The sequence below is a fragment of the Nonomuraea salmonea genome (genome assembly GCF_042428605.1).
Lineage (GTDB): Bacteria > Actinomycetota > Actinomycetes > Streptosporangiales > Streptosporangiaceae > Nonomuraea > Nonomuraea salmonea.
In genome coordinates, this window is the sequence record NZ_JBHMCF010000007.1 from 88,397 (window position 1) to 108,241 (window position 19,845).

Here is a 19,845-nt window from a genome sequence, read left to right on the forward strand (position 1 = left end):
CGGAGGAGGACATGACGGCATCGCAGGAATCGCCCGGCAGCGTCTCGGTGCCGCCCACTGGGCCGCCTACTGGACCGCCCAACTGGGTCCGCCGCCCGGCCAGCCTGGCCAAGGCGGTGACCGCGGAGCTGGTGGAGCGCATCGTGCGAGGCGTCCACCCGCCCGGCTCCCCGCTGCCCCCCGAGCCCGTGCTGTGCGAGACGTTCTCGGTGAGCCGCACGGTCGTCCGCGAGGCCGTGAAGATCCTCCAGGAGAAGGGCCTCGTCCAGGTCAGGCAGGGCGCGGGCACCACCGTCACCCCGCCCACGATGTGGGACATGCTCGACGAGCTCGTGCTCGCGGCCACCATCGACATGGACGAGAGCCTGGCCATCCTCGACGACCTCGTCGTCACGCGCCGCCTGCTCGAGTCCGACATGGCCTACCTCGCCGCCCGGCTGGCCGACGACGAGACCATCGGGCGCCTGCTCGCGCTGGTCGATCGCATGGACGAGCTGGTGGGCGACCACGTCACCTACGCCGACCACGACCGCGCCTTCCACGACGTGATCATGCAGACCTCCGGCAACCGCATCGCCCGCGGCGTCGTGCGCTCGCTGGAGAGCCAGGTCGTCAACACCGCCCGCTACCTCGGCGAGCCCCAGCGCGCGCTGTGCGTGGCGTCCAACCAGGGCCACCGCCGCATCTACGAGCGCATCGCCGCGCACGACCCCGAGGGCGCCAGCGCGGCGATGTTCACCCACATCACCGAGGCGTGGCTGGTCAGGCGCAAGGCCCCCACCGCCCCGGTGCGCCTGCAACGCTAAGCGGACTGCCGCAGCGACAGCACCGCCCAGGGCGCCAGCTCGACGTCCAGCTCCAGCACGCCGTCGCCGGGCACGGTCAGCGTGGACGCGTGCAGCGCGTCGGCCACCCCGCGCAGGTGGTCGCGCTGCGCCGGCGACAGGTTGAGCGGCCCGCCGAGAGCGTGCCACGCCTCGGCGACGTTGCCGTGCTCCCAGTCCAGCACCTCGACGAGGAACGTGGTGCCCGGCTCCAGCCCTTCGATCGTGTGGCGGATCCTGCGGCCCGGCCCGACGTCCGCCAGCTCGCGGGTCGCCTCGTACGTGCCGCGGGCACTCAGCCCCTTCAGCCCCATGCCGTCCGGATAGTTGAAGAACACCGCCGACACGGCCGACGTGCGGCTGTCGCGGGTCACCACCCCGTCGGGCGTGGCGAGCAGCAGCCGGTCGCCCAGCCGTTCCAGCATGGTGAACGCGTGGAACGTCGGCTTGTGGATGCCGTCCTCGTTGACCAGCCCGAACCCGCCGTGGAACGGTCCGATGCCGGCCCCGCCCTCCTCGAACACGTCGGTGAACGTCCAGTAGGAGATGGAGTCGGCCAGGGACGCGCACTGCAGGTAGGAGCGGGTGATGGAGGTGGCCGCGAACACCGTGTCGTGGATGAAGTCGCGCGACGACGGCGACGTGGACCACTCGGTGATGTGGATCTCCGCGTCCGGGTAGGCGCTCTCGCGCAGCAGCGCCCGCAGCAGGGTCAGGTCGTCGTACGTGGCGTCGGCGTACCGGGTGATCTGCACCGCCTGGCCATCGGCGCCGTAGGCGTAGTCGGTGGGGTAGAGATGGGTCGAGACGAAGTCCACCGGCAGGTTCCGCTCCGCGCACCAGGACAGGAAGTCCTCGAGCCACACCGGCCGCCAGTCGAGCGCGTCCACGTCGGTCGCGGCGGCCGTCTCCAGCATCGCCGAGCGGTCCTCGACCTCGCCCTTGTAGCGGTCGTCGGGCACGAAGACGCTGGTGGACGGGCCGCCCACCTTCAGCTCGGGGTCGATCGCCTTGATGGCCCGCACGCTCGCCTCGTACAGCTCGAAGTACTCGGTCTTGGTGCCGGTCCAGAAGTGGGGGACGAGGTTCGGCTCGTTCCACACCTCGAAGCGCCACTGCCGCACCTCGTCCAGGCCGTACCGGCCGATCCAGTGCTCGACGGTCGCGGTGACGAGGTCGCTCCAGCGCCGCATGTCCTTGGGCGGGCTGCAGTGCGCGCCCCACCAGAACAGCGTCTCCGTCTGGGTGGCCAGCTCGCGCGGCATGAACCCCAGCTCGACGAACGGGCGCACGCCCTGCTCCAGCAGGAAGTCGAAGACCTTGTCCACGTAGGAGAAGGTGTGCACCGGGGAGGGGAGCGGGCTGTTCGGGCCGAAGCCGCCGCCGTAGCTCTCGCGGTAGACGAACATGTCGTCGTGGAAGAGGCCGTGGAAGCGGACGTACTTCACCTTGAGGGTGTCCGCCACCTCGGCGAACTGCCGCTGCCAGTCCGCGCGCAGCGCCTCGTTGGCCCGCCCGGCCCCGATGCAGGCGCTCCAGACGTGCGGGAACGCGCTCTCCTCGCGCGGCTCCCCGTCGATGCGCAGCAGGGATCTCGTCATGATCTCTCTTTCTTGAGGGAGCGTCAGCCCTTGACGGCGCCCATGGTCAGGCCCGACTGCCAGTACCGCTGCAGGCAGAGGAACGCGATGATCAGCGGGATGATGGTGAGCAGCGAGGACGTGATCACCAGGTTCTGCACCAGGGCGCCGTTGCCGGCCGACGAGCCGAGCTTGTTCCACTGGTTGATGCCGACGGTCAGCGGATACCAGTCGGGGTTCTTCAGCATGATCAGCGGCAGGAAATAGTTGTTCCAGATCGACACGAACGAGAACAGCAGCACGGTCACGCCCGCCGGGGCCAGCAGCGGCAGCGCGATCTGCAGGAACGTCCTGAACTCGCCGGCGCCGTCGATCTTCGCCGCCTCCAGCAGCCCGGTCGGCACGGCCTCGGCCGTGAACACCCACATCAGGTACAGCCCGAACGGATTGATGAAGGACGGGATGAGGATCGCCCACGGGGTGTCGGTCAGGCCCAGCTCCGCGAAGAGCAGGAACTGCGGGATCGCCAGCGCGATGCCGGGCACCGAGATCGACCCCAGGATGACGAGGAGGAACACCCGCTTGCCGGTGAAGTGCAGCTTGGCCAGCGCGTACCCGCCGAGCGCGGCGAGGAACGTCGAGACCGTCGCGCCGACGACCACGTAGAGGACGGTGTTGAGCAGCCACCGGGAGAAGATGCCGTCCTGGTAGGTGAAGACCTGCACGACGTTGTCCCACAGCGCGAACTCGCGGCCCGGCGCCAGCCCGAACGTCGAGACGAAGTCCTCCTGCGACTTGGTCGCGTTGATGACCAGCCAGACCAGCGGCAGCAGGCAGTACAGCGTGAACAGCCCGGTCATCAAGGTGAGGGTCTTGCTCTTGCGCGGATTGTCCACGGTGTAGAGGCGCGGGTAGGGCCGCAGGCTACTGGTCGGTCGCATTCCTCAGCCCTCTGATCTGGACGGCGTAGGCGACGGCGATCGTGATCGCCGCCATGACGAGCGCGAGCGCTGCCGCGTACCCCTGCTGGGAGCCGGTGAAGGCCAGGTTGTACGCGTACAGGTTCGGCGTGTAGAAGCTGGTGACGCCGCTGTTGGCGACCATCGTCGGCAGGATCTGCGGCTCGTTGAACATCTGGAACGTGCCGATGATCGAGAAGATGACGGTCACGACCAGCGAGCCGCGCAGCGCCGGCAGCTTGATGGCCCGCACGATCTGCCACTCGTTCGCCCCGTCGATCGCCGCCGCCTCGTACAGCTCGCGCGGGATGGCCTTGAGCGCGGCGTAGAAGATGAGCATGTTGAAGCCGGTGAACGCCCACGTCACCATCACGCCGATGGAGATGAGCGTGGTGCCGGGGGAGAAGGGGTCGAAGTCGGTGCCGAGGGCGTCGTTGAGGCTGCCGAACAGACCGTACTTGACGCCGAGCAGGAATCCCCACATGAGGGTCGCCACGATCGCCGGCACCGCGTACGGCAGGAAGATCGTCACCCGCAGGAACCGGGCGCCGTGCAGGCGCAGGCTGTCGAGGGCGAGCGCCAGCGCCGTCGAGAGGAGCAGCATGATCGGCACCTGCACGAGCGTGAACCGCACGACGCGTCCCACGCCGTCCCAGAACTGCGGGTCGGCGACGAGCTTGGTGTAGTTGTCCAGGCCGACGAAGACGTTGCCGCCGACCAGCTTGTCCTGGAAAAGGCTGAGGTAGGCGGCGTACGCGATGGGCACGATGAACACCAGGGCGAACAGCGCCGCGAAGGGCGCGATGAACGCCAGCCCGGTCTGCGGCCTGCCCCGCCTGCGCACCGGCGCGGGTGCGTGGGTCATAGTCGGAGTTCCTTCCTGGAAGCAGGCCCGCTAGTCCACCTGGAAGCCCTGCTCGTTGCCGTACTGGATGCAGCGTTGCCGCCACTGCTCCAGCACCTCGGCGAGCGAGCCCTTGCCGGTGGTGTAGAACGGCGAGGCGAGGTCGCCGTAGATCGAGCGCGCCCACTCGAAGAACGGCGGATACTGCCAGTCGTCGGCGACGATCTCCGTGGCCTCGGCCAGCACGCCGCCGACCTTCTGGCCGCCGAAATACTCGTTGGCCTTGCCGGTGAAGGTCTCGTTCTCCAGCACCGACAGGTTCGGCACGAACGCGCCCGCGTCGACGCGGGTCTGCAGGCCGCCGCCGTGCGCGAAGTATTCGAGGAAGGAGAAGGCCGCCTCCTTGTGCTCGGCCGCCTCAGGGATGCCGAAGGAGCTGCCGCCGTTCGCCGCGCCGACCTTCTCGCCCTCCTGCCACTGCGGCATCAGGGCCACCTTGAAGTCGCCCGCGGCCTTCGGCGCGCGTTCGGGCAGCGTGGAGGTGAGCCAGCCGCCCATGGTCTGGGTGGCGAGGGTGCCGTCGTTGAGGGTCCTGTTCCAGTCGTCCGACCAGCCGGTGACCTTGGTGTTGATCAGGCCCTCGTCCAGCATCTTCTGCCAGAAGGCCACGGCCTTGGTGGTGCCGGGGTCGGTGAAGTCGATGTGCACCTTGGTGCCGTCCACCTTGAACGGGCGGCCGCCGGCCTGCCAGATGAGCGAGAGCAGGAAGAAGATGTCGCCGGTGTCCTGGGCGATGTAGTAGTCGTCGCCGAGCTCGCGGATCTTCTTGGCCGCCTCGTAGTACGCGTCCCACGTGGCCGGGGGCTCGTCGATGCCGGCCTTCTTCAGTGTGGCCTCGTTGTAGAACATCGCCGATGGCCCGTAGTCGGACGGCAGCGCGTACACCTTGCCGTTGACCGTCACGTCGTTCCACGCGGCCGGCACGTAGTCGGCCTTCAGCTTGTCCGCGCCGAGTTCGCCGAGGTCGGCCAGCTTGCCGGGGACCGCGAAGTACGGCACCGCGAAATACTCGAACATCACCAGGTCCGGCACGCCGGAGCCGGCCTGGATGGCGTTGTCGAGCGCCTTGTACTCGTCCTGTGACGAGCCCGCGTTGACGACCTCGACCTTGATGTTCGGATGCGCGGCCTGGAAACCGGGCACGGCCTGCTCGACGGTGCCGTCCCAGCTCCAGACGGTGATCTTCACCTGTTCGCCGCCGTCCGCGCCTGCTTGTCCGCCGCCGCCCGAGCACGCGGTCAGCGCGAGCATCGGCACGAGTGCCGCGCAGAGGAGTTTGAGCTTCCGGGAGAGCCGCATGGGGTCTCGCCTCTCGTCCTGAGCCGGTTACGAAATTATTTCGCAACATGTTCGGTGTTGCGGAGGACCATAGGTGTCGTTTCTGTTCGATGTCAACGGTTGATCCTGCGGGATCGGGGCCGTGGTAGGTTTACGAAACAATTTCGCTGGAAGCCCGGAAGGAGCCTTGATGGGACGACGAGGTCGTTCTGAGCGCGTCACCTTGGCCGACGTCGCGCGGCTGGCCGGCGTCTCGCCGACGACGGCCTCGAAGGTGCTCAACGGGCGCAGCGACGTGGGCGCCAAGACCCGCGAGCTGGTGCTGGGCGTGATGGCCGAGATCGGCTACAAGCCGACGGCGGTCCGGCACGAGCAGCCCCGCGACAACACGCTGGTCACCGTGCTCGACATCGTCGAGTCCCGCTACGCCGGAACGGTGCTGCAGGGCATCCTGCTGGCCGCGACGACCGCGCGGGCCGAGCTGCTGCTGCGCCTGCCGCCCGACGAGCCGGTCAGCACCAGCCGTACGGCGGCCCGCACCTGGGTCGAGGAGCAGCAGGCGTCGGGCGTCGTCGGCGTGATCGCGCTGGCCGTCGCCGTGCCCGACCCGGTGCTGCTCGCCGCCGACGACCTCGGCCTGCCCATCGTCACGATCGACCCCATCGACACCACCGAGTCACGCCTGGTCAGCATCGGCTCCACGAACTGGGCGGGCGGCCGTTCCGCGACCGAACACGTCATCAAGCTCGGCCACCGCAGGATCGGCTGGATCGGCGGCCCGCTGGGTTCGGCCCCTTCGCTCGAACGTTTCCACGGTTACCAGGCCGCGCTCGACTCGGCCGGCATCACCCCTGACCGCGCGCTGGTCCGCCACGAGGCGTTCTCCGTCGAGGCGGGGCGGCGCCACGGCCGCGACCTGCTCGCGCTCGCCGACCGGCCCACCGCGATCGTCGCGGGCAACGACGAGATAGCGGTCGGGGTGCTCGCCGCGGCGGGTGACCTGGGCGTCTCCGTGCCGGGGCAGCTGTCGGTGACCGGCTTCGACGACACGCCGCAGACGCAGTGGACGACGCCGCGCCTCACCTCCGTCCGCCAGCCCCTGGAGGGCATGGGCCGGATGGCGGTGGAGACGGTGCTCGGCATGGCCGAGGGCGTCCAGCCCGCCTCCCGGCATCTGCAGCTAGCGACCAGCCTCAGCGTTCGCGACTCGACGGGCCCGGCTCCCGCCTGATCAAGTAGCCGAAAGTTACTCTTGTTTTCTGTGAACGTTATCGCTTACGTTGCTGCTGCAAACGTAACCGATAACGATTCCCCCTAGTGAGGCGGTATGGCCCTGGGCGGCTCGCCCGTGACCATGAGCGACGTCGCCCGGCTCGCGGGCGTCTCGACCACGACGGTCTCCCGGGTGGTCAACGGGCGGTACGGCGTCAGTGCGCACACCATCGCCCAGGTCCGCTCCGCGATCGAGCGGCTCGGCTACGAGTCGAGCCTGGTGGCGACCAGCCTGCGGCGCAGCAGGACCGACGTGCTCGGCCTGGTGACGCACAGTTTCCAGTCCTACACCGCCGAAGTGCTCAAGGGCGTGATGGACGCGCTGAGCCGATCGGGTCTCGACCTGATCATCTACGCCGACAGCGACCTGTACGGAACCTACGCGGAGGGCTGGGAGCAGCGGCACCTGGCCCGCCTCGCGGGCACGCTGACCGACGGCTGCATCGTGGTCACGCCCTCGGGCGAGATCCGCAGCGGCATCCCGGTCGTCGCCATCGACCCGGCGAAGGACTCGCAGGTGCCGTCGGTCACGGCCGCCAACTTCGAGGGCGCCACCGCGGTGGTCGAGCACCTGCTCGGCCTCGGGCACCGGCGCATCGCGTTCATCGCTGGCCGCGCCGAGCTGGCCGCCTCGTGGTCACGCGAGGAGGGCTACCGCAAGGCGCTGGCCCGGGCGGGCGTACCGGCCGACCCCTCCCTGATCGCGCAGGGCGACTTCAACCCCGACTCGGCGGCGCCGCTCGCGCGGGCGCTGCTGGCGCGGCCCGACCGGCCGACCGCGATCTTCGCGGCGAACGACGGGATGGCGCTGAAGACCCTGGAGGTCGCCAAGGAGCTGGGGCTCAGCGTCCCCGGCGACCTGTCGATCGCCGGCTTCGACGACATCCCCGAGTCGGCGCTGGCCCAGCCGGGGCTCACCACGGTGGACCAGTCGGTGTACCGGCTCGGCCTCGAGGCCGCGCGCATGCTCAAGGCGCTGGTGCGCGGCGGCTGGGACGGCCCCGGCCAGATCGTGCTCCCGACCCGGCTGATCGTGCGCGGCTCGACCGCGCCGCCGAGGAGCGCCATGTGATCGTGAAGCCACGCGATGTAGTGGCGTCACGCCGCACCTGACACCCGCGGCAACGGGCGTCAGGCGGGCAAGCGGATCCCACGACGGAATGGAGGTGCGAAACACCCACAACACAGAGTCCACCGCATGAATCAGGCCGACCACCCGGGCTGCAACCGTGGCCGGCCATCAAGGGAGTTTTTGCATGCCTTCTTTAGAATATCACGGCAGGTCACGCGTGCTCCGGCTCACCGCCGCGATCACCGCGGCCCTCGTCGCGCTCGCGGTGGCGGTGCTCGCCCCGCGACCGGCGATCGCCGACACTCCGTGGCTGGCCGTCTCGGAGGACGGCTACGCCTCGTTCACCGTTCCCGTCTCCGCCGTCGAGGCCGCCATCGGGGGCTCGGTGTCGTCGGTCCTCATCGAGGGGAACTTCGGGCCCTCCGCCGCGTGGGCGGAGTTCGGGCTGACCCGCCGCGGTGACGCCTTCTCCGGCGTGCTCGGCCCGCTCAAGCCCGGCCTGTACGCCTACCAGGTCACGGCCGACGAGACCAAGGGCGTCAAGGACCCGACCAACGCCACCACCGTGGCCTCCAAGCCGCTGTGGAGCACGTTCTTCGTGGCCGGCGAGCAGGCCGCCCCGCTGGCGGACGTGCCCGAGGGGCAGGGCGGCACGGTCGAGACCCTCGCCTACGCCAAGGGCTCGGCCCTGGTCTGGACGCCGCGCGGCTACACCGGCAAGGGCGCCAAGAAGTATCCGGTGCTCTACCTCGACACCGCGGGTGCCGCCGCCGGCGACTGGCTGGACCTCGGCCGCGCCAAGCAGATCCTCGACAACCTGTCGGCCCGTAAGGCCATCGAGCCGATGGTGGTCGTGATCGGCGAGACCGGCAAGGAGCTGCAGCAGGCGGTCGCCGGCCGCTACCGCGTCCACCGCGGCCCCGCCCACCAGGCGATCGCCGGCGCGGGCGAGGGCGGGACGAACGCGCTGCGCGCCGCGCTCGGCCACCCCGCCGAGTACGCCTACGCCGGCTCGTTCTCGGGCCTGCTGACCGAGGCCGCCGGCAAGCACAAGCCGCACCTCAAGCTGCTGCGCCTCTACACCGGCAACGTGACGGACCCGGCGTACAACGCGACCGTGAAGCTCACCAAGGCGCTCGACCGCGCCCGCGTCTCCTACGAGTTCGACGGGGTCAACCCCGACGCGGGAGCGAACTGGAACGCCTGGCAGGAGAACCTGATCGACTTCCTGCCGCGCCTGTTCCGCAACGTCCGCGACCACGGCCCGAGCGACGGGCACGGAAGGCTGAAGGGCGAGTTCGCCCCGCCGCCTCCTGGTACGACGCCGACGCCGTTCGTGACCGACGACGGCTTCGTCACGTTCGAGACCACCACCGAGTTCGCCGCCGCCAAGCAGGTCAAGGTGTGGGCGAACTGGGCGCCCGGTGGCAGCTGGCTGCGCATCCACCTGACCAAGGCGGGGGACCGGTGGCGGGGGACCGTCGGCCCGCTCGACCCGTGGTTCTACTACTACAAGTTGATGGTGGACGGCGTCTCGCTCAAGGACGCGTCGAACCCGACCAAGGTCACCACCGAGCAGACCTGGAGCACCTTCCTCGTCAACGGCGAGCAGGCCCGCCTGCTCACGGACGTTCCCGAGGGCCAGGGCGGCAAGGTGGAGCCCTTGACGTACCAGAGCACGGTCGCGAACCAGGAGCGGACCGCGCTGGTGTGGACCCCGCCGGGTTACGACCCCGACCGCGCGGAGCCGTACCCCGTCTTCTTCCTCCAGCACGGCGGTGGCCAGAACTACACCGACTGGACCGAGATGGGGCGGGCCAAGCAGATCCTCGACCATCACTTCCTCGACGGGAAGATCGTGCCGATGGTCGTGGTGATGGGCAACGGCAACGTCTCCGACTTCAACCGCGAGCTGCTGGAGAACATCGCCCCGGCGGCGAAGGCCCGTTACAACATCTCCGACGACCCGTCGCAGCAGGCGCTCGCCGGGCTGTCGATGGGCGGCGGCCAGACGTTCGGCATGCTCAAGGCACACCCCGGACGGTTCGCCTACATCGCGGCGTTCTCGGCCGGCTTCGGCAGCGGCGCGGGCGTCGACGCCGAGGCGATCAACAGCGGCACCAAGCTGCTGCGCCTCTACATCGGCGACCAGACGGACTTCGTCTACCCGGGGTTCGCCTCCACCCTGGCCACCCTGGACGACCTCGGGATCCGCTACGAGTTCGACGGCGTCACCCCGGGACCGCACGGCTGGGACGTCTGGCAGAAGAACCTCATCGACCTGGCACCCCGCCTGTTCAAGCGCTGAGCCCGGCGGCTCTGCCCCGGTAGAGCCGTGTTAGCGCTCACATGAGGATCGGCGGCGGGGCACGGGAGCCATCCGTGCCCCGTCCGCCGATCACTCGGCCCCACCGGTGGCGCACGAATCCCCGCGTGCGCCGCGATCGCAAGGAAAACACCATGAAGAAGACACGGCTCTCCACCGCGGCGCTCCTCCTCGCCGCCGCGACCGCGCTCGCGGGCTGCGCTCCCGACCCGGGCGGCGGCGGTGGCACGGACGCGAACGCGACCAAGGCCGCCACGAACGATGGCGGCGGCAACAGCGCGAGCAACTGCACGAACACCATCCCCAAGAAGGACCTGCCGGTCGTCACGATGTGGGGCTGGTATCCGAACACGCAGCTCGTCGTCGACAACTTCAACAAGCAGAGCAGCGACGTCCAGGTCTGCTGGACCAACGTCGGCCAGGGCAGCGACGAGTACGAGAAGTTCCAGACCGCGATCGCGGCGGGCACCGGCGCACCCGACGTCATCATGATCGAGATGGACCGCATCCCGACCTTCCAGATCCAGAACGCGCTGGTCGACATCAAGCAGTACGGCTACGACTCCGTCAAGGCCGACTACGGCGAGGGCGCGTGGAAGGACGTCTCGGTCGGCGACGCGATCTACGGCGTGCCGGTCGACGGCGGCCCGCTGGCGATGATCTACCGCAAGGACATCTTCGACAAGTACAAGATCAAGCCGCCGACGACGTGGGCCGAGTACGAGGAGGCGGCCCAGAAGGTGAAGGACGAGGGAGGCCCCGCGTTCGGCGACTTCGCCGCCAACGTCTCGGCGCTCACCATGGCGCTGCAGATCCAGAAGGGCGCCAAGCCCTTCACCTACGACCCGGCGCAGAAGGACACGATCGGCATCAAGCTGAACGACCAGGCGTCCAAGGACGTGCTGGAGTACTGGGGCCGGCTGGCCAGCAAGGGCCTGGTCGGGACGCAGGACCAGTTCACGCCCGAGTACATCTCCGGCGTCATCAACGGCAAGTACGCCACGTACATCTCGGCCGCCTGGGCGCCCGGCTACCTCACCGGCGCCGGCGTCGGCAAGGGCGAGGACACCGGCAAGTTCGCGGTGGCGCCGCTGCCGCAGTGGGACCCCGCCAACCCGGTGCAGGTCAACTGGGGCGGGTCGGCGTTCTCGGTGACGACCCAGGCCAAGAACCCCGAGCTGGCGGCGAAGGTGGCCTACGGCCTCTACGCCGACAAGGAGTCGCTCACCGACGGCTGGACCAACCAGATCATCTTCCCGCTCAACCTCAAGGCGCTGAACGACCCGGCGTTCGAGGAGCTGAAGGTGGAGTTCTTCGACGGCCAGCAGGCGAACAAGGAGGTGTACGTCCCGGCGGCGAACGCCTACCAGGGCGTCACCTACAGCCCGTTCGGCCAGTACTACTTCGACGCCATGACGAAGCAGGTCAGCGCGCTCATCGACGGCTCCGTCAACGCCGCGCAGGCCGCCGACAAGCTGCAGGAGGACGTGGCCGGCTACGCCAAGGAACAAGGCTTCACCGTCCAGTGACGCCGCGGGAACCGGCCGCCGCCCACGCGCGGCGGCCGGCCCGTACCCGACCTCCCCGCATCCCCTGTTTTCCCGGAGCCAGAAATGACCCTCATGATGGAGAAGAGTGCGCCAAGCGCCAAGGACAGGAAATCGAGCAGTCGCGGCAAGGTGCGCCTTCGCGAGCATCTGATGGGGTGGCTCTTCGTCGGGCCGTTCGGGCTCGTCTTCCTGGCGCTGCTCATCGCGCCGCTGTGCTACGCCTTCTATCTCAGCCTGTGGCAGAAGCGGTTGATCGGCGGCACCAGCTTCGTCTTCCTCGACAATTACGTTAAGGCGTTCACCGACCCCAGTTTTCTGTCCGGCACCTGGTTCGTCATCCGCTTCTCGCTGGTCTCCATCCCGCTGCAGATCATCGTCGCGCTCGTGATGGCCCTGATCCTGGACTCGGTCACCTCGCGGTTCGCCCGCTTCTCGCGCCTGATGATCTTCCTGCCGTACGCGATCCCGACGGTCATCGGCGCGGTCATGTGGGGCTTCCTCTACAGCAAGAGCTTCGGCCCGCTGACCGACATCTTCAGCCTGTTCGGCACCACGGCGCCGGACTTCCTCAGCAGCAACTTGATCTTCTACGGCCTGGTCAACATCGTCACCTGGCAGTGGGCCGGCTACTACATGATCATCCTGTACGCCGCCCTCCAGGGCATCGACCCGGCCCTGTACGAGGCCGCCCGCATGGACGGCGCCGGCGGCCGGCAGATCGCGCTGCGCATCAAGATCCCGCTGATCGCGCCCGCGCTGCTGCTCATCCTGGTCTTCTCGCTCATCGGCACCCTGCAGTTCTTCAACGAGCCGCAGATCCTGCGCTCGCTCGCGGCCGGCACCATCGGCCCCGACTTCACCCCCAACATGTACGCCTACCAGCAGGCCTTCGGCCTGGCGAACTTCACCTACGGATCGGCGATCTCCTTCGCCCTCGGCGGGGTCATCTTCGCCGGCGTCTACGCCTTCCTGTTCTTCACCCGCAAGCGGAGGACCTTCCTGTGACGAGTGACCGCTCGCCCGCCGGCACCCGTCGCCGGCCGAACCGCAACCTGCCCCTGCACCTCCTGCTCGCCTTCCTGGTCGTGTACTTCCTGGTGCCGTTCTGGTGGGTCGTCGTCAACAGCTCCAAGGACGCGGCCGGCCTGTTCTCCGGTGGCAACACCCTCTGGTTCTCGGGCAACGTCGACTATCTTGGCAACCTGCAGCAGCTGTTCACCTACGACAACGGCATCTATGCCAGGTGGATACTCAACTCCACCCTGTACGCCCTGGCCGGCGGCATCGGCGCGACCGTCCTGGCCGTCATGGCCGGCTACGGGTTCGCCAAGTACCGCTTCGCGGGCCGGCGCTTCAGTTTCTCGCTCGTCCTCGGCGCGCTGATGGTGCCCGCGACGGCGCTGGTGATCCCGACGTTCATGATGTTCTCCGAGTTCGGGCTGACCAACACGATCTGGGCGGTCATCCTGCCGTCGCTGCTCAACCCGTTCGGCGTGTACCTCATGCACGTCTACGCGCGCGACGCGGTGCCCAACGAGATCCTGGACGCCGCCCGCGCCGACGGCGCGGGCGAGATCCGCACGTTCCTCCGGGTCGCGTTCCCGCTGATGCGGCCTGCCGTGGTCACCGTGCTGCTGCTGTCGGCGGTCGCCTCGTGGAACAACTACTTCCTGCCGCTCGCCATGCTGTCGGACAACCGGCTCTTCCCCGTCACCGTCGGGCTCGGGCTCTGGCAGGGCATCGCCTCGGCCAACAACGCGGGCACCACCTCGCTGTGGAGCCTCATCATCCTCGGCGCGCTGGTGTCGATCATCCCGCTCGTCATCTCGTTCTTCGTCCTGCAACGCCACTGGCGCGGCGGCCTGTCCGTCGGCGGCCTGCGCTAGGAGCTCTCAGGACGCGGGGTGCGGGTCGCCGAGGTACGGGAACCGGTCGAGCGTGTCGGTGTGCGGGCTCAGGCCGGTGGGCGGCGCCTCGTTCTTCGTGAGGAACGCGACGCGGATGTCGATGACGTCCTCGGTGAACGTCCGGCCGTTCGGATAGGCGGCCGGCTTCGCCGGGTCGAAGTGCAGCACGTCCGGCAGCAGGCCGTGCTCGTCGATCGCGGCGATCGCCTCCTCGCGCGAGTAGCCGCCGGTGTGGCCGAGCAGGTGCACGAACGGGTCGGTCCACCGCTCCCGGTCGCCGGCCGGCTCGCTCGCGTTGTACTCCTCCTTGGTGTCGTCGGTGTTGAAGAAGCTGCTCATCGACGGGTGCCCGGCCCGGTCCACGTGCACGAGCCGGCCGTCGCGCCGCACGCTGCACCGGCCCCAGGCGTGCAGCTCGGGCCGGGGCGCCAGCGCGTCGGTGGGCAGCTCGACGGCCATGGAGAAGACGTTCGCCGTGACGTTGGAGTCGACGCCCGTCCACGGTGACGTCCCGCCCAGGTGCGGCGCGGTGAAGTTGCGCTTGCCGCTGGTGTCGAACAGGTTCTTGATGCCGTCGTAGTCGAAGAAGAAGGCGTCGCTGCGGCTGCCGGCCGCGATCGTGTGGTGCCCGGCCGTCACCACGTTCGCCTCGGGGCCGAACGAGACGCGGGCGTCCTTCACGATCTCGGTGCCGCCCGGCTCAGGGTCGCGGGCCTGCTCGCCGGTCGCCAGGTACACGCTGTAGGTCTGGGAGCCGTCCGGTCCCGGCTCGCCGAACACCCAGCTGAACGCGATGTCGGTCAGGTAGTCGCCGTCGTTGTCGATGTTCAGGCGGTAGACGGCGTCCGGGTGCAGGGCGTCGGCGTTGGGGTTGGCGTTGAGGATGAGCACCGTCCTGCCCGGGTCGCCCGGCGCCTGGAAGGCGTACAGGTCGCACAGGTCGAGGCGCTGGTCGCCGAGTGGCGGCCCGAGGCTGAGGCCGGTGAAGTGGTTGGACATGGCTGACCCTCCCAGCGGCTGCTGGTTCGTCGCGAGACCTTCCCTGTCACGCTAGGTCAGAGGTGGCAAACGGTGGCGAAAGCCGCAGTCGGCCGCTTGCCGGGTCTTGAGGAGCGATGTTGCCGCGTGGCAAAGTGGGCTTTGCCACGCGGCAAAGAGCGTCTCTGGAGGAGGTGGGCGGCCGTGGTCACCCAGCGGGACGTGGCGCGGCTGGCCGGAGTCTCCGTGCGTACCGTCTCCAACGTCGTCAACGACTTCCCGCACGTCTCGCCGCAGACCCGCGCGCAGGTGCAGCGCGTGCTGGACGAGCTCGACTACCGGCCCAACGTCGCCGCCCGCAGCCTCAACCTGGGCAGGTCCCGGCTGCTCGCCCTCGTGCTGCCGCTCGACGTGCCGTACTTCACCGAGCTGGCCGGCCACGTCGTCGACCAGGCGGAAGAGCGCGGCTACACGGTGCTCATCGACGGCACCGAGGGCATGGCCGAGCGCGAACGGCAGATCCTCATGCGGCGCGACCGGTCGGCGCTGTTCGACGGGTTCATCTTCAGCCCCATCGGCCTGACCGGGAACGAGCTGCGCCGCTGGGCCGGCGACTGCCCCGCCGTACTGCTGGGGGAGCTGCGGGTGCCGGGCGTCGACCACGTCGGCATCGACGACACCGCCGCGGCCCGCGCGGTCACCGCCCACCTCGCCTCGCTGGGCCGCACCCGGGTCGCCGTCATCGGCGTGCCGCACCCGCCGCCGGCCGACGCCCTCGACGCGCCGGCCGGACGGGAGACCTCGGTGCATCGCGCGGCCGGATACGAGCAGGGGCTCGCCGACGCCCGGCTGCCCTACCGGCCCGAGCTGGCCGTACGCGTGCGGCACTACCAGCGCGAGGACGGCCGGCGCGCGATGGAGGAGCTGCTCGCCCTGCCGGAGCCGCCGGACGCCGTCTTCTGCGCCAACGACCTGCTCGCCATCGGCGCCGTGCACGCCGTCCTCGCCGCCGGGCTGCGCGTCCCCGAGGACGTCGCCGTCGCCGGCTTCGACGGCATCGAGGAGGGCCGGTACGCCAACCCCGCCCTGACCACCGTCGAGCCCGACAAGCGGCGCATCGCCGAGCTGGCCGTGACCCGGCTGCTGGAACGGGTCGAAGGCGGCGCGAGCGAGCCCGTCCACCTGGAGGCGCCCTGGCGGCTGGCGGTCAACGCCAGCACCGCGGGCCGCCGAAGCGCATGACGTCGATCACCCTCCACGAGAAAGTGAGCATCGTGCCCGACACCCCCGAAGTGCCCCGCCCGGAGTACCCGCGCCCGCAGTTCGTCCGTACCGAGTGGCAGTGCCTGAACGGAACCTGGCAGTTCGAGCGGGACGCCGGCGACTCAGGGCTGGAGCGCGGGCTGCTGGAACGGGACCTGTCCGGCGAGATCGTCGTGCCGTTCTGCCCCGAGGCGCCGCTGTCCGGCATCGGCGACCCCGACTTCCACCCGGCCGTATGGTACCGCCGCACCGTGCGGGTGCCGGAGGAGTGGGCGGGCCGGCGGGTGCTGCTGCACTTCCAGGCCGTGGACCACGACGCCACCGTGTGGGTGGACGGCGTCGAGGCGGGCCGGCACCGGGGCGGGTTCACGCCGTTCAGCTGCGACCTGGCCGCCGCGGCCGATCCCGAGCACACGTACACGGTGGTCGTCAGGGCCAGGGACCCGCGCACCGGACCGCAGGCGCGCGGGAAGCAGGTCCGCACGTACGAGGGGCACGGCCCGTGGTACGGCCGCACCACCGGCATCTGGCAGACGGTCTGGTGCGAGCCGGTGCCCGACGTCCACCTCGGCCGGCCGCGCATCACGCCCAACGTCGCCGCGTCCGCGTTCCGCGTCACCGTCCCCGTCTCGGCCAACCGGCCGGGACACCAGGTCCGGGTCACGGTCTCCGACGCGGCGGGCGAGGTCGTCCAGGCGCAGGTCCGCGCCGACCTCGACCTCGCCGCCGAGCTGTGGCTGCCGCTGCCTTCCGACCGGGTACGCCTGTGGTCCCCCGAGGACCCCCACCTGTACGACCTGCGCATCGACCTGCTCGACGCCTCCGGCGCGGTCGCCGACACCGCCGCGAGCTACGCCGGGCTGCGCTCGGTCTCCATCGACGGGCACGCCATCCTGATCAACGGCGTCTCCGTCTTCCAGCGGCTCGTGCTCGACCAGGGCTACTACCCCGACGGCCTGATGACCGCCCCCTCCGACGAGGCCCTGCGCCGCGACATCGAGCTGGGCATGGCCGCCGGCTTCAACGGAGCCCGGCTGCACCAGAAGGTGTTCGAGGAGCGCTACCTCTACCACGCCGACCGGATGGGCTACCTGGTGTGGGGCGAGTTCGGCGACTGGGGCGCCGACGTCGGCGGCCCGCCCGGGGACAACCAGCAGCCGACCGCGTCGTTCGTCACCCAGTGGCTGGAGGCCGTCGAGCGCGACTACTCCCACCCGTCCATCGTCGGCTGGTGCCCGCTCAACGAGACCGCGCAGCGGTGGCACGACCGCATCACCGTGCTGGACGACGTCACCCAGGCCATGTACCTCGCCACCAAGGCGGCCGACGCCACCCGTCCCGTCCTCGATGCCTCCGGCTACTCCCACCGCGTGCCCGGCGCCGACGTCTACGACTCGCACTGCTACGAGCAGGATCCCGAGCTGTTCGGCAAGATGATGGACGGGCTCGCCGAGGGCCGCCCGTACGTCAACGCCGACGCCGACGGGACGCCGTGGTCGGTGCCGTACCAGGGGCAGCCGTACTTCTGCAGCGAGTTCGGCGGCATCTGGTGGAACCCCGACGTACGGCAGGGCGAGTCGTCCTGGGGGTACGGCGAGCGTCCCGCCACCGAGGAGGAGCTGCAGCGGCGCTTCGCCGGGCTGGCCGGGGTGCTGCTCGACGACCCCCGCATGTTCGGCTACTGCTACACGCAGCTCACCGACGTCTTCCAGGAGCAGAACGGCGTCTACCGCTTCGACCGCACCTCGAAGCTCGACGTGGCCCGCATCCGCGCCGCCCAGCAGCGCCCGGCCGCGATCGAACAGGCGGAACGCCCGTCGGCGGGCTGACCTCCGAGCCGGGGGCCCATCCCGCCCGCCGAGCCCGCTGCGGCGATCGCGACGGAGCGGAGGGCCCCATCCGCCGGCTGAGCCCGCTGCGGCGATCGCGACCCCCCGGCCCGCACACCGGTCCCCGATGCGAACCCATGGTGGTGATCGTGCATGGGAGCTTGGATCTGGGAAGAGACTGGTGGTGAAACCAAGGTCCGGTCAGGAGAACGCCATGACCAAGCCCGCAGAGCCGCGCGGCCCCCGCCGCCACGGGGAGTCCCGCGCCGAGGAGCGCCCCGGGGAGCCGCGCCGCGTCCAGGTGCTGCTCTCGCCCGCCAACGTGTGGCGGGTCGGGTTCGCCGTCGTCGCGGTCGTCGTCGTGGTGTACCTGATCCGCTTCATCCTCACCGACGCCGGATCGCTGGTCGTGGTGGTGGTGATGGCCTGGTTCCTGTCGCTGGCGATGGAGCCCGCCGTCGGCCGCCTGTCGCGGCACATGCGGCGCGGCGCCGCGGCCGTCCTGGTGATGATCGGCCTCGCGCTGTTCGCCGGGCTGTTCCTCTACCTGTTCGGGAACCTGTTCGTCGAGCAGGCCGCACTGCTGGTCCGGGCGCTGCCGGAGGTGGTCACCGGCGCGATCGACTGGGTCAACGGCCGATTCGGTACGCGCTACGACATCTCCACCATCCTCAGCTCCATCAACCTCACCCCGCAGCAAGCCGCCACCTACGCCCAGGACCTGGTCGGCGGCGTGCTGGGCCTGCTGGGCACGATCACCGCCGCGGTGTTCAACACCTTCGCCCTGCTGCTGCTCACCTTCTACTTCTCCGCCGACGGCCCCCGCCTGCGGCGCTGGCTGGCGCAGCTCCTGCCGGGCCGCGTCCAGCAGGTCTTCCTGACCGTGTGGGACGTGTCGCTGGTCAAGACCGGCGGCTACGTCTCCGCCCGGCTCATCCTCGCCACCATCAACGCCAGCACCTCGACCCTGGTGTTCTCGCTGATCGGCATGCCGTCATGGCTGGCGCTCGGCGTGTGGACGGGCGTGGTGGCGCAGTTCGTCCCGACGATCGGCACGTACATCGCGATCGCCCTGCCCACGGTGGTCGGCCTGGCCTCGCCGAGCCCCTGGATCGGGGTGGCGGCGCTGGCCTGGGGGATCCTGTACCAGCAGGTGGAGAACCTGACGCTGGAGCCGCGCATCAGCGGCCGGTCGGTGAACATGCATCCCGGGGTCGCCTTCGCCGGCGTGCTGCTGGGGGCGCAGCTGTTCGGGGCGGTGGGCGCGCTGCTGGCGGTGCCGGTGCTGGCCATGCTGCTGTCGCTGGTCGACACGTTCGTCTCGCGCAAGGAGATGATGCCGGTCATGCCCGAGGTGCCGGAGGCGTACCTGGACGAGGACGAGGGCCCCGCCGACCCCCCGCCACCCGGCTCGGAGCCGGAAGCGGGGGCGGGAGCGGACACGGCGGGCGCGAAGGACACCCGGCCCGCCGTCGGCTCTGCGCCGCCCCGCCCGCTGGGCGGCGCCAAGTGAGCGTCCGCGCAGCCGCGCGCCAGGTGGGCCTCGGCGCAGCCGCGCGGCGCTAGGTGAGCTTCGCCTCCCCGCCCACCGGGGAGCGGGCCTCCAGCTCGGCGGCCTCCCCTGCGGCTTGGGAGCGCTGTTTGAGCTCGGCCTCGTACACGTGCCGCCGACCGCCCGTCAGCCGGTCCCGCACCTCCTTCTCGACCGCGCGGAACGTCGCGTAGTAGTCGTCGTCGTACGCCTCCACGATCTGGAACGTCCAGCGCCCGGGCAGCACGTCGCGGCCGACCAGCTCGGCCGCGAGGAGCCTGGCCAGCTCGTCCTGCCCGGCCTCGCGCAGCAGCCCCACGGCCTCGTGCAGGGTCGCGTGGGCGGAGCCGGTGAGCTGGTGGAAGGAGTAGAGGTGCCCCCGTGCGCGCTCGACCGTCTCCAGCGCCTCCGACACCAGACCGGCGGCGCGTACCGCCTGGTCGTCCGCGTCGTCCGGCCGGCGGTGGTTCTGATCGGGTGTGTATGCCATGCACTCAGCGTTACCCGTTGCCGCGCGGAGGATGCGCGCGCCGCTGCCGCGTGCTGCCCGGGACGCTCCCGCACGATGACGA

At 70.0% G+C, this 19,845-nt stretch carries 16 protein-coding genes; 10 read left to right on the plus strand and 6 right to left on the minus strand.

Annotated features, from left to right (window positions below):
- Nucleotides 1-11: 11 nt before the first annotated feature.
- Nucleotides 12-806, plus strand: coding sequence for a FadR/GntR family transcriptional regulator (locus tag ACFFR3_RS07160; protein ID WP_364372249.1), 795 nt, complete (start codon nt 12-14; stop codon nt 804-806).
- Here ACFFR3_RS07160 and ACFFR3_RS07165 read toward each other — a convergent pair.
- The 4 genes from ACFFR3_RS07165 to ACFFR3_RS07180 are packed head-to-tail and all read right to left on the minus strand — an operon-like array spanning nt 803 to nt 5,566.
- Nucleotides 803-2,425, minus strand: a complete 1,623-nt coding sequence (locus ACFFR3_RS07165; RefSeq protein ID WP_379482798.1) for a GH39 family glycosyl hydrolase — start codon at nt 2,423-2,425, stop codon at nt 803-805. The genes ACFFR3_RS07160 and ACFFR3_RS07165 overlap by 4 nt on opposite strands.
- A gap of 23 nt (nt 2,426-2,448) precedes the next feature.
- Nucleotides 2,449-3,345, minus strand: a complete 897-nt coding sequence (locus ACFFR3_RS07170; RefSeq protein WP_345405463.1) for a carbohydrate ABC transporter permease — start codon at nt 3,343-3,345, stop codon at nt 2,449-2,451.
- Nucleotides 3,329-4,228 (minus strand): carbohydrate ABC transporter permease, encoded by a 900-nt coding sequence (locus tag ACFFR3_RS07175; protein ID WP_345405466.1) that lies wholly within the window; start codon nt 4,226-4,228, stop codon nt 3,329-3,331. Before ACFFR3_RS07175 ends, ACFFR3_RS07170 begins: the two co-directional genes overlap by 17 nt.
- A gap of 30 nt (nt 4,229-4,258) precedes the next feature.
- Nucleotides 4,259-5,566 carry an ABC transporter substrate-binding protein gene (locus tag ACFFR3_RS07180; RefSeq protein WP_379482799.1) on the minus strand — a complete coding sequence of 436 codons (1,308 nt, stop codon included), beginning with the start codon at nt 5,564-5,566 and terminating at the stop codon, nt 4,259-4,261.
- 169 nt (nt 5,567-5,735) lie between these two features.
- On the opposite strand from ACFFR3_RS07180, the gene ACFFR3_RS07185 reads away from it, so the two are divergent.
- The 6 genes from ACFFR3_RS07185 to ACFFR3_RS07210 all read left to right on the plus strand — a co-directional run bounded on the left by ACFFR3_RS07185 (nt 5,736) and on the right by ACFFR3_RS07210 (nt 13,651).
- The gene (locus ACFFR3_RS07185; RefSeq protein ID WP_345405472.1) at nt 5,736-6,776 is read left to right on the plus strand and encodes a LacI family DNA-binding transcriptional regulator; all 1,041 of its coding nucleotides are present in this window, start codon (nt 5,736-5,738) and stop codon (nt 6,774-6,776) included.
- A 96-nt stretch (nt 6,777-6,872) separates the two neighbouring features.
- Complete coding sequence (locus ACFFR3_RS07190; protein ID WP_364372267.1) at nt 6,873-7,889, plus strand: LacI family DNA-binding transcriptional regulator; 1,017 nt, start codon at nt 6,873-6,875, stop codon at nt 7,887-7,889.
- A 184-nt stretch (nt 7,890-8,073) separates the two neighbouring features.
- Entirely contained in the window at nt 8,074-10,197 is a 2,124-nt protein-coding gene (locus ACFFR3_RS07195) for an alpha/beta hydrolase (protein WP_379482800.1), read from the plus strand.
- Between the two features lie 152 nt (nt 10,198-10,349).
- The gene (locus ACFFR3_RS07200) at nt 10,350-11,744 is read left to right on the plus strand and encodes an ABC transporter substrate-binding protein (RefSeq protein ID WP_345405481.1); all 1,395 of its coding nucleotides are present in this window, start codon (nt 10,350-10,352) and stop codon (nt 11,742-11,744) included.
- Nucleotides 11,745-11,915: 171 nt separating this feature from the next.
- On the plus strand, nt 11,916-12,770 hold the full coding sequence (locus ACFFR3_RS07205) for a carbohydrate ABC transporter permease (protein WP_355424502.1): 855 nt from the start codon (nt 11,916-11,918) through the stop codon (nt 12,768-12,770).
- Nucleotides 12,767-13,651: a carbohydrate ABC transporter permease gene (locus tag ACFFR3_RS07210; protein WP_364372274.1), complete on the plus strand. Its 885-nt coding sequence runs from the start codon at nt 12,767-12,769 to the stop codon at nt 13,649-13,651. Before ACFFR3_RS07205 ends, ACFFR3_RS07210 begins: the two co-directional genes overlap by 4 nt.
- Nucleotides 13,652-13,657: 6 nt before the next feature.
- Here ACFFR3_RS07210 and ACFFR3_RS07215 read toward each other — a convergent pair whose 3' ends face one another.
- Nucleotides 13,658-14,671: a DUF4331 family protein gene (locus ACFFR3_RS07215; protein WP_345405487.1), complete on the minus strand. Its 1,014-nt coding sequence runs from the start codon at nt 14,669-14,671 to the stop codon at nt 13,658-13,660.
- Nucleotides 14,672-14,854: 183 nt separating this feature from the next.
- Between ACFFR3_RS07215 and ACFFR3_RS07220 the strand changes: the two genes are divergently transcribed.
- The 3 genes from ACFFR3_RS07220 (at nt 14,855) to ACFFR3_RS07230 (ending at nt 19,255) form a co-directional block, all read left to right on the plus strand.
- Nucleotides 14,855-15,892, plus strand: coding sequence for a LacI family DNA-binding transcriptional regulator (locus ACFFR3_RS07220; RefSeq protein ID WP_345405490.1), 1,038 nt, complete (start codon nt 14,855-14,857; stop codon nt 15,890-15,892).
- A gap of 23 nt (nt 15,893-15,915) precedes the next feature.
- Nucleotides 15,916-17,742: a glycoside hydrolase family 2 protein gene (locus ACFFR3_RS07225; protein WP_379482801.1), complete on the plus strand. Its 1,827-nt coding sequence runs from the start codon at nt 15,916-15,918 to the stop codon at nt 17,740-17,742.
- A gap of 214 nt (nt 17,743-17,956) precedes the next feature.
- Nucleotides 17,957-19,255, plus strand: a complete 1,299-nt coding sequence (locus tag ACFFR3_RS07230) for an AI-2E family transporter (RefSeq protein ID WP_364372283.1) — start codon at nt 17,957-17,959, stop codon at nt 19,253-19,255.
- Between the two features lie 49 nt (nt 19,256-19,304).
- Here ACFFR3_RS07230 and ACFFR3_RS07235 read toward each other — a convergent pair whose 3' ends face one another.
- Nucleotides 19,305-19,763 carry a hypothetical protein gene (locus ACFFR3_RS07235; RefSeq protein WP_345405499.1) on the minus strand — a complete coding sequence of 153 codons (459 nt, stop codon included), beginning with the start codon at nt 19,761-19,763 and terminating at the stop codon, nt 19,305-19,307.
- Nucleotides 19,764-19,845: the final 82 nt, after the last annotated feature.

Coding starts and splice junctions, on each gene's coding strand:
- ACFFR3_RS07215 (WP_345405487.1), bottom strand. CDS start 14,671: ATGTCCAACCACTTCACCGGCCTCAGCCTCGGGCCGCCACTCGGCGAC.
- ACFFR3_RS07195 (WP_379482800.1), top strand. CDS start 8,074: ATGCCTTCTTTAGAATATCACGGCAGGTCACGCGTGCTCCGGCTCACC.
- ACFFR3_RS07185 (WP_345405472.1), top strand. CDS start 5,736: ATGGGACGACGAGGTCGTTCTGAGCGCGTCACCTTGGCCGACGTCGCG.
- ACFFR3_RS07175 (WP_345405466.1), bottom strand. CDS start 4,228: ATGACCCACGCACCCGCGCCGGTGCGCAGGCGGGGCAGGCCGCAGACC.
- ACFFR3_RS07160 (WP_364372249.1), top strand. CDS start 12: ATGACGGCATCGCAGGAATCGCCCGGCAGCGTCTCGGTGCCGCCCACT.
- ACFFR3_RS07235 (WP_345405499.1), bottom strand. CDS start 19,763: ATGGCATACACACCCGATCAGAACCACCGCCGGCCGGACGACGCGGAC.
- ACFFR3_RS07230 (WP_364372283.1), top strand. CDS start 17,957: ATGACCAAGCCCGCAGAGCCGCGCGGCCCCCGCCGCCACGGGGAGTCC.
- ACFFR3_RS07170 (WP_345405463.1), bottom strand. CDS start 3,345: ATGCGACCGACCAGTAGCCTGCGGCCCTACCCGCGCCTCTACACCGTG.
- ACFFR3_RS07190 (WP_364372267.1), top strand. CDS start 6,873: ATGGCCCTGGGCGGCTCGCCCGTGACCATGAGCGACGTCGCCCGGCTC.
- ACFFR3_RS07200 (WP_345405481.1), top strand. CDS start 10,350: ATGAAGAAGACACGGCTCTCCACCGCGGCGCTCCTCCTCGCCGCCGCG.
- ACFFR3_RS07180 (WP_379482799.1), bottom strand. CDS start 5,566: ATGCGGCTCTCCCGGAAGCTCAAACTCCTCTGCGCGGCACTCGTGCCG.
- ACFFR3_RS07205 (WP_355424502.1), top strand. CDS start 11,916: ATGGGGTGGCTCTTCGTCGGGCCGTTCGGGCTCGTCTTCCTGGCGCTG.
- ACFFR3_RS07165 (WP_379482798.1), bottom strand. CDS start 2,425: ATGACGAGATCCCTGCTGCGCATCGACGGGGAGCCGCGCGAGGAGAGC.